Here is an 11,979-nt window from a genome sequence, read left to right on the forward strand (position 1 = left end):
CCGTGAAGGGACAGGATCTCGACCAGGGCGAGGTCGAGGGCGCGATCCGTGCCGTGATCGCGCAGGGCTCGCTGTTCGAGTTCGATGCCAAGTCGGCCAAATCCACCTTCGACAGCATCAATCTGCGCAAGCGCCCGGTGCGTGCGCGCACGGCGGCGCAGGATTCCTATATCCGCGCGCTGAAGCGCCACGAGCTGGTGTTCGGCATCGGCCCCGCCGGCACCGGCAAGACCTGGCTCGCGGTCGCGCATGCCGCGCAGCTATTCGAGCGCAAGGAAGTCGACAAGATCATCCTGTCGCGCCCGGCGGTGGAAGCCGGCGAGCGGCTCGGCTTTTTGCCCGGCGATCTCCGCGAGAAGGTCGATCCTTATCTCCGCCCGATCTACGACGCGCTCTATGACCTGATGGACGCGCGCATTGTCGAGCGCGCGCTGCAGACCGGCGAGATCGAGATCGCGCCACTCGCCTTCATGCGCGGTCGCACGCTGACCAACGCGGCCATCATCCTGGACGAGGCGCAAAACACCACGTCCATGCAGATGAAGATGTTCTTGACCCGCCTTGGCGAGAACAGCCGCATGATCGTCACCGGCGATCCCTCGCAGATCGACTTGCCGAACGGCCAGACCTCGGGCCTCGCCGAGGCGACGCGCCTGCTGAGCGGCGTCGAAGGCATTGCGCAAGTTCATTTCAAGGCCGAAGACGTGATCCGCCACGAGCTCGTGGCGCGGATCGTCTCCGCCTACGAAGGGTCGCCGCAGCGGCCGGCCGCCGGTAAATCCTGACGAGACAGCAACCGGACCATATGGGCGCGGACACGGCGCGCCTTCGTTCGGAACAAGGACAATGTCACACCCCAACCTTCCCATCACCGAGGTCCTCGTCGTCGCCGATTGCTGGCAGCGGGAGCCCGAATCCGAAGCCGTGATCCAGCGCGCCGTGGCGGCCGCCGCCGAGAATGTCGACGAAGACGTTGCGGAGGCGGAAGTGGCGGTGATGCTGACCGATGATGCCGGCATCCGCACCCTGAACAGCAACTGGCGCGGCATCGACAAGCCGACCAACGTGCTGTCGTTTCCCGCGCTGCAGCCGGAAGGCGACTGGAAGCCTGGCGATGCGCCGCGCATGCTGGGCGACATCGCGATCGCCTACGAGACCATGCGGCGTGAGGCGGACGAGGAACAAAAGCCGTTCGATCATCATTTGAGCCATCTCGCCGTGCACGGTTTCCTGCATCTGGTCGGCTACGACCACGAAAACGAAGACGACGCCGAGGAAATGGAAGCGCTCGAACGAGAGATCCTGGCTCATCTCGGCATTCCCGACCCCTATGCCGACCGCCCAGGGACGCATTGAGATGCCGGATTCGGACCCGACTCACGACAATCCGCGCAACACGGCCAATTTACCGGTCGTGGTGACCTCAGGCGAGGTGATGCGCCCGACCGCGGAGGGCTGGCTGCTGCGTGCCATTCGCAGCCTGTTCGGCTGGAAGGCAGGTTCGGTGCGCGACGACCTCCAGGTCGTGCTCGACGCCACGACGCCCGACGACACCGGCTTCTCGACGGTCGAGCGCACCATGCTGCGCAACATCCTCGGCCTGCACGAGCGTCGCATCGCCGACGTCATGGTGCATCGCGCCGACATCGTCGCGGTCAAGCGCGACATCCCGCTCGGCGAGTTGATGGACCGTTTCGAGAGCGCCGGCCATTCGCGCCTCGTGGTCTACAACGAGACGCTCGACGATCCCGTCGGCATCGTCCATATCCGCGATCTGCTCGCCTTCATGACCGCGCGTGCGCGCGTGTCGGGGGTCACGAAAACCAAGCGCAAGAAACCGCTGCCGGCCGGGCTCGATCTGCGTACGGTCGATCTCGCGCTGCCGCTCGAGGAAGCGCGCATCATCCGCAAGCTGCTCTACGTGCCGCCGTCGATGCGGGCGATCGACCTGCTTGCGCAGATGCAGGCCACCCGCATCCATCTGGCGCTGGTGGTCGACGAATATGGCGGCAGCGACGGCCTGGTCTCGCTCGAGGACATCGTCGAGCAGATCGTCGGCGAGATCGACGACGAGCATGACAGCGACGAGCCGCCCTCGATCGTGCGGTTGCCCGACAACGCCTTCATCGCCGACGCCCGCGCCAGCCTCGACGACGTCCGCACCGTGATCGGCGAGGACTTCGTCACCGGCGAGGCCGGCGAGGAAGTGGAGACGCTGGGCGGCTATCTCGTCAGCTTCGTCGGGCGCCTGCCGGTGCGCGGCGAGGTGATCTCGGGCCCCGGCCATTACGAGATCGAGGTGCTCGATGCCGATCCGCGCCGGGTCAAGCGACTGCGGATCTCGACGCGAAAGGAGCGTCCCGCGCCGCGCACCCAGCGCGAGAGCCGGCGCCGCGAGGCTGCGCCGGATGGCAGCCAGCCGACGGCCAGCGACACGCCCACCCCGCCGCCAAGCGACGGGACCGGTCCGCAGTGAGCCCTTTCCAGCGATTTCGCCAGATCGCGCTTGCCATCATCCTGACCTGGGGATGGAAGCGCGCGCTCGTCGCGATGGCTGCCGGCGCGCTCTCGGTGCTGGCGCTGGCGCCGTTCAACGCCTTCCCGGTACTGTTCATCACCTTCCCGGTGTTGGTCTGGCTGATCGACGGCGCCGGCGCCGGACGATATCGCGGCGTCCCCGCCGCGGCGCTTACCGGCTACTGGTTCGGCCTCGGCTATTTCGTGCCCGGCCTCTACTGGATCGGCTACGCCTTCTTCGTCGACGCCGATGTATTCGCCTGGCTGACGCCGTTCGCCGTGCTGGGCCTGCCGGCCTATCTGTCGATCTTCACGGCAATGGGCTTTGCGCTCGCCCGCCTGCTCTGGACCAAGAACGCGACGCGCGTGCTTGCGCTCGCGGCAAGCCTCACCATCACGGAATGGCTGCGGGGTCATGCGCTGACCGGCTTTCCCTGGAACGCGTTCGGCTATGCGCTGTCCGAGCCGCTGCCGCTGGCACAAACGGCGTCGCTGATCGGCCTGTGGGGCATGACGTTCCTGACGGTTGCGATCTTCGCAAGCCCCGCGGCGCTGATCGACCGCACGCCCGATCGCCGCCTGGCGTGGCGCGCACCGGCCGCGGCCCTGGCGCTCCTGCTGGTCATGAGTATCTTCGGCGCGATCCGCCTGTCGCTGCATCCGACCACGATGGTCGCGGGCCCCAAATTGCGCCTGATGCAGCCGGATCTCCAGCAGGACGCGAAATTCAACTACGCCGCCAAGGCGGAGGTGATGAAGAAATATCTGGCCTTGTCGGACCGCGCCTCCGGACCGCAATCGACCGGCGTGCGCGATGCCACCATCCTGATCTGGCCGGAATCCGCCTTTCCGTTCTTCCTGACTCGCGAAGCCGATGCGATGGCGCAAATCGCGGAGCTTCTGCCCAAGGGCACGGTGCTGATCACGGGCTCTGTCCGCGCGCCCGACCTGCCGCGGGGCACGCCGATCACACGCGCCTATAATTCGATCTACGTGATCGACCACGACGGCAGCGTGCTCTCTATGTACGACAAGCTGCATTTGGTGCCGTTCGGCGAGTTTCTTCCCTACCAGGGCCTGATGGAGAAGCTCGGTTTCGAGCAACTCACGCGTGTGCGCGGCGGCTTCATTGCCGGCACCGTGCGCCATGCGCTGCCGGTCCCCGGCGCGCCGTCCGCGCTGCCGCTGATCTGCTACGAAGCAATCTTTCCCGGCGAGGTGGCCGGACGCAATGAACGTCCGGGCTGGATCGTGAATCTCACCAATGACGGTTGGTTCGGAATTTCGACCGGTCCCTACCAACACCTCGAACAGGCGCGGATGCGCGCGATCGAGCTCGGATTGCCGCTAGTTCGCTCCGCCAATACCGGCGTTTCCGCAGTGATCGATCCGGTGGGACGCATCGTCGCCAGCCTCGGTCTCGGGATCGAAGGCATTTTGGATGCAAATCTGCCCGCCGCGATCCCGCCGACTATCTATGCGCGCGTGGGCGATGTCCCCGCGGCCATGTTTGTCGCGCTCGCCGTGTTTCTGGCGGTCCGCCGACGTGTTGCCAAACGGCGTCCCTGATCACGCAGCCGCGGCCGATAGCTTTTGACAACCGTAGTCCCACGGTTGACAGACTGCACGCGGCCTCCTCATTCTGCACCGGCTGCAAAAGACAGTGGGTATTGCTAAATTTCTCCGCAATGTTTCCCAATAACAGGGTCTGATTTTGACGTTGCTTACACCTCAGGCATTCCTGATTGCGCCGAAGGTGATGTTTGGAGGGCTGAGGAAATGTCGAAAGCGCCCAACCCTGTTGACAAATATGTCGGCAGTCGCGTGCGGATGCGCCGCATCATGTTGGGCATGAGCCAGGAAAAGCTCGGTGAAGCTTTGGGCCTGACTTTCCAACAAGTTCAGAAATACGAGAAGGGCACAAACCGGGTCGGCGCGAGCCGCATCCAGCAAATTGCCGAAATTCTCCAGGTGCCGGTGTCCTTCCTGTTCGAGGGCGGTCCGAGCGGCGTGGCGGGGCCGGACGGCTTCGCAGAAGGCGCATCGCCGTCTTACGTCTCGGATTTCCTCGCGACTTCCGAAGGACTCGCTTTGACCAAGGCGTTCACCCGAATCACCGATTCGAAGATGCGCCGCTCGATCGTCGATCTCGTCGAGCAGATTGCGGCCCGCGAAGGCCCCGACAAGCGCTGACGCGCCATCTCAATCCGATTTGAGACTGCGTCAAATCTGGCCTATGTCGTCATTTGTGGCCGCGCTTTGATGCGCGTCCTCCTTGATGATGCGATTCAAAGGCACAGATGCGCCCATGGCCAGCTCCAATTGGTTCGATTCTCAAACTATTCTCGATGGCATCCGCCGCTGGGTGGAGGTCGAGACGCCAACGGACACGCCTGAACAGGTCAACAAGCTCGTCTCGATGGTCGCGGAGCAATACCGCGATCTCCCTGTTACGCTCGAGCGCATCGCCGGTGTCGATGGTTGCGGCGATCATCTCGTGGCGCGCTCGACCTGGGGCCAGGACCGGCCGGGCATCCTGGTGCTGAGCCACCTCGATACCGTTCACCCCATGGGATTCATCGAGCGCCTGCCGTTCAAGGTCGAAGGCGACAGCGCGTTCGGTCCCGGCATCTACGACATGAAGGGCGGCGCCTACATCGCCCACCACGCCTTTCGCGCGCTTTGCGCCACGGCCGATCGCCGGCCGCTCGGCATCACCCATCTGTTCACTTCGGACGAGGAGATCGGCAGCCCCACCTCTCGCGCACTCATCGAGACCGAAGGGCGCAAGGCGAAGTACGTGCTGGTGACGGAGCCGGCGCGCGAGGGCGGCAAGATCGTCACCGGTCGCAAGGGCGTCGGGCGATTCGAAGTGTTCATCAAGGGCGTGCCCGCGCATGCCGGCACGCGGCCCCAGGATGGCCGCAGCGCGATCCGCGAGCTTGCCAACGTCATCCTGGCGCTGGAGGCGATGAACGATCTGGCGCGCGGCGTCACCGTCAATGTCGGCGTGGTGCGCGGCGGCACGCGGCCCAACGTGACGCCGGAAGAAGCCTATGCTGAAATCGATCTGCGCGTGCCGAGCTTCAAGGACGCGGATGAATTCGTCGGCAAGATCCTCGCTTTGACATCGAAGACAGATGGCGTCACCGTCAAGGTCACGGGCGGGCTCAATCGTCCGCCTTACGAGAAGAGCAATGCAGGCGCTTCGCTGTACGAACATGCAAAGACGGTTGCCACGGAGATCGGCTTCGATCTGGTGGACGTTCACACCGGCGGCGGCTCGGACGGCAATTTCACCGCCGCCCACACCGCGACGCTCGACGGGCTCGGCGTCGACGGCAAGGGCGCGCACACCCATTATGAGCAGCTCTATGTCTCGTCGCTCGCACCGCGCGCGCGGCTGCTCCACCGCCTCTACCAGACGCTACGATGAGTGAGCGCAAATCAGATCCGGATCGCGAGGACAGCGAGCGCGCCTTCTTCGGACGCCGCAAGGGCCACAAGCTCAGGCAGCACCAGGCCGAGCTGATCGATCATCTGCTGCCGCGTCTTGCGCTCGCCATCGACCGCGCAGCACCGGCGGATGCCCGCGAGATCTTCGCCCCCGCAGCCGACGATTTGCGGCTCGAGATCGGCTTCGGCGGCGGCGAGCATCTTGCGGCGGAAGCGCAGACCTTCGCCACAACCGGCTTCATTGGCTGCGAGCCTTACGTCAACGGCATGGCGAAGATCCTCGCGCAGATCGAGGCCGCCGAGATCGGCAACATCCGCCTGTTCGCAGGCGATGCCGCCGAGCTCCTGGCCTGGCTGCCGGAAGCTTCGCTGTCGCGGATTGACCTGATCCATCCCGATCCCTGGCCGAAACGGCGGCACTGGAAGCGGCGCTTCGTCCAGGACCGGACCATCGCCGCGATGGCGCGCGTGCTGAAAGCCGGCGCCGAATTTCGTTTCGTCTGCGACATCGACGATTACTGCGCCTGGACGCTGTCGCATCTGTCGCGCTCGCAGGACTTTGTCTGGCTCGCGGAGCGCGCCGATGATTTTCGCCTGCCGTGGGCCGGATACACGATGACGCGCTACGGCCGAAAGGCCACGCGCGAGGGGCGCAAGGCGGCGTATCTGCGGTTCAGGCGGGTCTAGATCGTCTGCCGGTTGCGCCAGAAATTCACGACGCGCTCGGCGGTCGTCGGCATCAAGCGCGTGAAATTCGCGCGCGCCTGCTCAAGATCGGCATCGGCTGGCGTGCGATTCGGGCCGTGCCACATCAGGATCAGCGCCCGCACCGTCGGCCAGCTGACATTCAGCACACGCCCCAGAACCAGGATTGGATCGTAGCGGTCGCCCGTGATCAGGCGGTCGAGGACCGAGAGGCGGACTCCGGACATCGCCGAGAGCGAAGCGATCGCCTCCTCGTATTTGTAGGCCTTCGCGAAGCCAAACAGCGCGCTCTCGCCAAGATGGCCCCCGCGATGCAAGGCCAGCACCGTACGTTGCGCTCCCGAGAAATCGCGACGCGGGCCCGGCGGCAGCGTGGCTTCCTCGATGGCCGCCATGGCGCGCGTGATCTCGACCTGGCGCACGGGATTGACCACGCTCGAGAGGCGACGGCGGATGACGTCGAGCGTACCGTCGAGAAGCTGTTTCAGGTTCTCACCCGAAAGATCGCTGCGCTGGCCGATCCTGAGCGTCAGCACGCCATCCTGCGCGGCACGCTTGATCAGCTCCGAATAGCTGCCAAGCGAGAACACCGCGCCGGCATTGCCCGCGGCGCGGCGCACCACGTCGCGATCGCCGCGCTCGACCAGCACGTCGGTGATGACAGCCGACAGCGTGGGGCGTTCGCTCATCGCCAGCAGATGTCCCTGGCCCTTCAGTCGCGCGATTTCGACGAGAGCGGCGTCGTCGAGCACGGGCGAATGGCGCAGCACGGGGCCCGCCACCGCGATTTCGTTTTCGCGCGCGAGCTCGCTCACGAGACGCCGCGGCGCGTTGTTCAGGCGCGAGAAGCGTTCGGCGAGATCGACGCGCGAGGCGAGCTCGGCATGCGGGACGAGATCGATCAGCAGATTGTCGAAGAGATCGATGACATCGGGACGGAGGTTCTCGGCGTCCTGAAAGAACAGTTGGGAAATGGCATGCGCGATCTCGCCGCGACGCCGCGGGTCGCCGCGTTTGACGATATCGTCCAGTCCGGGAATGAGCGACGTGGCAACGGTCATGAAAACGCAAACTCGTAGGGGGCACGCCGCGGGTACGCCCTGGTCCAAGCCGCCCCACAATCAGGGAATCTAGGCCTTGGAGGTGAAGGAAGCGTTGCGCCAGCGGGCCGCACAGCGGGCGCAAAAAGCCTCGCGCGCCGTGCAATGGGCCTTGTCCGAGAGGGCGGAAAGGGCTATATCACCGGCAATTCATCTTCTCATACGATCCGCGTAGTGAGAGTGGGCCCGAAAGGACCCGCTCTTTTTTATTACCTGAACGCGGCCTGGTGGAAGATGTGCGGCCCGCCGATCTGTCGGGAGAGTTCCGAAGCGGGCTTGAAAGCTTAACCAAGCCTTAACCATACCGAGCGCCTTGACCTCTGACATGACCGAACCGAACCCTGGTTCCACGGATGCCGAATTGCTGGCCGAGCCGAGGCTCGTGGTCGAGCCGGGCGTCGCGGCGCGGGTGTCCGCGGTCGCGGGGCCGGTGCTCGAAGGCATGGGCTACCGCCTGGTGCGGATCCGCATTTCCGGGGAATCCGGCTGCACCGTGCAGGTTATGGCAGAGCGGCCGGACGGCTCGATGCAGATCGAGGATTGCGAGGCGATCTCGCGGGCACTGTCGCCCGTGCTCGACGTCGCCGATCCCGTCGATCGCGCCTATCGGCTGGAAATCTCCTCACCGGGGATCGACCGCCCGCTGGTGCGCCGCTCCGATTTCGAGCGTTATGCCGGCCATCTGGTGAAGGTCGAAATGGCTGTCGCCCATGAGGGGCGGAAGCGGTTCCGCGGCACGATCGGCCCCGTCGAAGGCGACCGCGTGCATCTGCATCGCGACGACATCAAGGCGGGCGAGGCTGCCGACGTTCTCCTGACGATGGAAGACATCGCCGAGGCACGGCTGGTGCTGACGGACGAGCTGATCGCGGAATCCATGCGCCGCGGCAAGGCCCAGGCCCGCGAAATGCGCCGCAATCTCGGCCTCGAGCCGCCGGCGGCGCCGCACGCCAGCATCAGCGAAAAAACGACCAAGAACACCAAGCCGACTAAGAAACCGACGCCGGCCGCGACGAAGAAGCCGGCTCCGACCAATACCAAGAAACATCGCCTGGCCGCCGAACGCGCGCGACGGGGCGAAATCGATCCTGACGAAGGAGACTAGCCATGGCAGTCAGCGCCAATCGACTTGAATTGCTTCAGATCGCCGACGCCGTTGCGCGCGAGAAATCGATCGACCGCGGCATCGTCATCGCGGCGATGGAGGATGCCATCGCCAAGGCGGCGCGGGCCCGCTACGGCAGCGAGACCGACGTTCACGCCGAGATCGACCCGAAGAAGGGCGAGCTGCGGCTGTCGCGCCACATGCTGGTGGTCGAGACGGTCGAAAACCATTCCAACCAGATTTCGCTGGTGGATGCGCAGCGCGCCAATCCCGGTGCCCAGGTCGGCGACACCATCGCCGACACCCTGCCGCCGCTGGAATATGGCCGCATCGCCGCGCAATCCGCCAAGCAGGTGATCGTGCAAAAGGTGCGCGAAGCCGAGCGCGACCGGCAATATATGGAATTCAAGGACCGCATCGGCGACATCGTCAACGGCGTCGTCAAGCGCGTCGAATATGGCAGTGTGATCGTCGATCTCGGCCGCGGCGAGGCCATCATCCGCCGCGACGAGATGCTGCCGCGCGAAGTGTTCCGCAACGGCGACCGCGTCCGCGCCTACATCTTCGATGTCCGCCGCGAGACCCGCGGGCCGCAGATCTTCCTCTCCCGCACCCATCCGCAGTTCATGGCAAAGCTGTTCGCGCAGGAAGTGCCCGAGATCTATGACGGCATCGTCGAGATCAAGGCGGTCGCCCGCGATCCCGGCTCGCGCGCAAAAATCGGCGTGATTTCTCGTGATTCCTCGGTCGATCCGGTCGGCGCCTGCGTCGGTATGCGCGGTTCGCGCGTGCAGGCGGTGGTGAACGAATTGCAGGGCGAGAAGATCGACATCATCCCCTGGTCGCCCGACATCGCGACCTTCGTGGTCAACGCGCTGGCGCCGGCCGAAGTCTCCAAGGTCGTCATCGACGAAGACCGCGAGCGCATCGAGGTCGTCGTGCCCGACACCAACAACCAGCTCTCGCTGGCGATCGGCCGCCGCGGCCAGAATGTGCGTCTGGCCTCGCAGCTCACCGGCTGGGACATCGACATCCTGACCGAGCAGGAGGAATCGGAGCGCCGCCAGGCCGACTTCGAGAACTCCACCCGCGTCTTCATGGAATCGCTCAATGTCGACGAAGTGGTCGGCCAGTTGCTGGCGTCCGAAGGCTTCACGTCGGTCGAGGAACTCGCGATGGTGGACGTCAAGGAACTCGCCGGCATCGAAGGTTTCGACGAGGAGACCGCGCAGGAACTCCAGAACCGCGCCCGGGAATATCTCGAACAGCTGGAAGCCGAGCTCGAGGCCAGGCGCAAGGAACTCGGCGTCGAGGACGCCGTGAAGGACGTGCCCGGCGTCACCTCGAAGATGCTGGTGAAGTTCGGCGAGAACGACATCAAGACGGTCGACGACCTCGCCGGTTGCGCCACGGACGATCTGGTCGGCTGGACCGAGCGCAAGGAAGGCGGCGAGCAGACCAAATATCCGGGCGCGCTCGATGGCCTGGAGATCTCCCGTGACGATGCTGAAGCGATGATCATGCAGGCCCGCGTCAAGGCCGGATGGATCACCGAGGCCGATCTCGCCAAGCCTGCTGAAGAGGCCGAGGCGACCGAAGATCAGCCGGCTTAGGGCGAAGGAGGATGTCACCCGGATGCTCGCCGATACTGACCCCGAACTCGACCATGGACCGCGGACCGAAAGGTCCGCGACCGTGCGGATGTGTGCGGTCAGCCGCGAGGTCCGGCCGATCGACGAGCTGATCCGCTTCGTCGTCTCGCCGCAAGGGCACATAGTTCCCGATCTCAAGCGCAAGCTGCCCGGACGCGGCATGTGGGTCACCGCCTCGCGCGAGGTGGTTGCGGAAGCCGTTCGGCGTCACCATTTTACGAAAGCCTTCAAGCGCGAGCTGCGCATCCCTCAGACGTTTCCCGCCGACCTCGAGGCGCTCCTGGTCCGGAGCGTGGTCGAAGCCCTTGGGATTGCGGCCAAGGCGCGCCAGATCGTCGCCGGTTTCGGCAAGGTCGAAAGCGCGCTTCGGGAGGGTACGGTCGAGGTCCTGATCCATGCCAGCGACGGGGCCGCGGACGGAATCCGCAAATTGGACATGCTGGCGCGTCAAAATGAGGGAAATCGCGGCGCCAAGCCGGAGATTCCCGTCGTCACTGCACTAAAATCGACAGAATTGGATTTGGCACTTACCCGGTCAAATGTGATACATGCTGCCCTGCTCGCGGGCCCGGCGAGCAAGTCATTCCTGTCACGTAGCCAGATGCTGGTCCGATACCGGATGGCGGACGCTGACAGGACTGCCGAAAAGCCCGGCCAGGATTTCTGAGAGACAACGACCACCCGATAGCACGGTGCGGCAACGCACAAGACAACAAGATCAGGATTAGGACTGCTTAATGGTTGATACCAAGACCCCTGGCGACAAGAAGCTGAGCGTTCCGAGCAAGACGCTATCGCTCAAGCCGCGCGTCGAAACGGGCACCGTGCGCCAGAGCTTCAGTCATGGCCGTAGCAAGCAGGTCGTGGTCGAGAAGCGTGGCAAGCGCCGTGTCGACGGCAGCCCTGAACCGCAGGTGGCCGAAGTGGCGAAGCCCGCGCCGGCCGCCGCGCCCAAGCCTGCCCCGGCACGCCCCGCGCCGCCGCGCAACGCCGGCTCCGGCGTGGTGCTGCGCACGCTGACCGAGGACGAACGTTCCGCCCGCGCCAGCGCGCTGGCCGATGCCAAGGTGCGCGAAGTCGAAGAGCGCCGCCATGCCGAGGAAGAGGCCCAGCGCCGCGCGGTCCGCGAAAGCGCCGAGCGTGCTGATCGTGAGGCCGCCGAAGCCCGCCGCAAGGCCGAGGAGGAGCGTCACCGTCACGAGGAGGAAGCCAAGCGGAAGGCCGAAACCGAGGCCAAGAAGCGTTTTGGCGAAGGCGAGCAGCCGCAATCTGTGGCGCGCCCTGCAACGGGGACCTCGGCCGCTCCTGCAGCGCGGCCCGGAGCGCCGATGGCGCGACCCGGCACAACCACCACGGCACGCCCGGGAACAACGACCGCGCGACCCGGAACGACCACGCAGCGGCCGGGAGGCCCGGTGGGCCGCGCCCCCGCCGTCGCAGCCGG

At 65.3% G+C, this 11,979-nt stretch carries 12 protein-coding genes; 11 read left to right on the forward strand and 1 reads right to left on the reverse strand.

What is annotated here, in order from left to right:
• The 7 genes from IVB32_RS38785 to IVB32_RS38815 all read left to right on the forward strand — a co-directional run.
• Positions 1-785, forward strand: a 785-nt coding sequence (locus IVB32_RS38785) for a PhoH family protein (protein WP_247413081.1), incomplete at its 5' end; no start/stop codon positions are given.
• A 61-nt stretch (positions 786-846) separates the two neighbouring features.
• On the forward strand, positions 847-1,356 hold the full coding sequence (gene ybeY / locus IVB32_RS38790) for an rRNA maturation RNase YbeY (protein ID WP_018455806.1): 510 nt from the start codon (positions 847-849) through the stop codon (positions 1,354-1,356).
• Position 1,357: 1 nt separating this feature from the next.
• Complete coding sequence (locus IVB32_RS38795; RefSeq protein WP_026233030.1) at positions 1,358-2,476, forward strand: hemolysin family protein; 1,119 nt, start codon at positions 1,358-1,360, stop codon at positions 2,474-2,476.
• Positions 2,473-4,086 (forward strand): apolipoprotein N-acyltransferase, encoded by a 1,614-nt coding sequence (lnt, locus tag IVB32_RS38800; protein WP_018455804.1) that lies wholly within the window; start codon positions 2,473-2,475, stop codon positions 4,084-4,086. Before IVB32_RS38795 ends, lnt begins: the two co-directional genes overlap by 4 nt.
• 210 nt (positions 4,087-4,296) lie before the next feature.
• Complete coding sequence (locus IVB32_RS38805) at positions 4,297-4,710, forward strand: helix-turn-helix transcriptional regulator (RefSeq protein WP_007598327.1); 414 nt, start codon at positions 4,297-4,299, stop codon at positions 4,708-4,710.
• Positions 4,711-4,795: 85 nt separating this feature from the next.
• Positions 4,796-5,953: a M20 family metallopeptidase gene (locus tag IVB32_RS38810; RefSeq protein ID WP_026233029.1), complete on the forward strand. Its 1,158-nt coding sequence runs from the start codon at positions 4,796-4,798 to the stop codon at positions 5,951-5,953.
• Positions 5,950-6,660, forward strand: coding sequence for a tRNA (guanine(46)-N(7))-methyltransferase TrmB (locus tag IVB32_RS38815; RefSeq protein ID WP_018455802.1), 711 nt, complete (start codon positions 5,950-5,952; stop codon positions 6,658-6,660). Before IVB32_RS38810 ends, IVB32_RS38815 begins: the two co-directional genes overlap by 4 nt.
• Here the strand turns inward: IVB32_RS38815 and IVB32_RS38820 are convergent.
• On the reverse strand, positions 6,657-7,739 hold the full coding sequence (locus IVB32_RS38820; RefSeq protein ID WP_018455801.1) for a DUF2336 domain-containing protein: 1,083 nt from the start codon (positions 7,737-7,739) through the stop codon (positions 6,657-6,659). The two genes, IVB32_RS38815 and IVB32_RS38820, sit on opposite strands and share 4 nt — an antisense overlap.
• A gap of 364 nt (positions 7,740-8,103) precedes the next feature.
• Here IVB32_RS38820 and rimP point away from each other — a divergent pair, with 364 nt between their 5' ends.
• The 4 genes from rimP to IVB32_RS38840 form a co-directional block, all read left to right on the forward strand.
• Positions 8,104-8,883 (forward strand): ribosome maturation factor RimP, encoded by a 780-nt coding sequence (gene rimP / locus IVB32_RS38825; RefSeq protein ID WP_018455800.1) that lies wholly within the window; start codon positions 8,104-8,106, stop codon positions 8,881-8,883.
• 2 nt (positions 8,884-8,885) lie between these two features.
• Positions 8,886-10,496: a transcription termination factor NusA gene (gene nusA, locus IVB32_RS38830; protein ID WP_007603900.1), complete on the forward strand. Its 1,611-nt coding sequence runs from the start codon at positions 8,886-8,888 to the stop codon at positions 10,494-10,496.
• A 22-nt stretch (positions 10,497-10,518) separates the two neighbouring features.
• Positions 10,519-11,202 carry an RNA-binding protein gene (locus IVB32_RS38835; RefSeq protein WP_018455799.1) on the forward strand — a complete coding sequence of 228 codons (684 nt, stop codon included), beginning with the start codon at positions 10,519-10,521 and terminating at the stop codon, positions 11,200-11,202.
• A gap of 70 nt (positions 11,203-11,272) precedes the next feature.
• Positions 11,273-11,979 (forward strand): translation initiation factor IF-2 associated domain-containing protein (locus IVB32_RS38840; protein ID WP_247413082.1); only part of this gene is annotated, 707 nt, incomplete at its 3' end.

It is taken from the genome of Bradyrhizobium sp. 23 (assembly GCF_023073295.1).
GTDB classification, from domain to species: domain Bacteria; phylum Pseudomonadota; class Alphaproteobacteria; order Rhizobiales; family Xanthobacteraceae; genus Bradyrhizobium; species Bradyrhizobium canariense_D.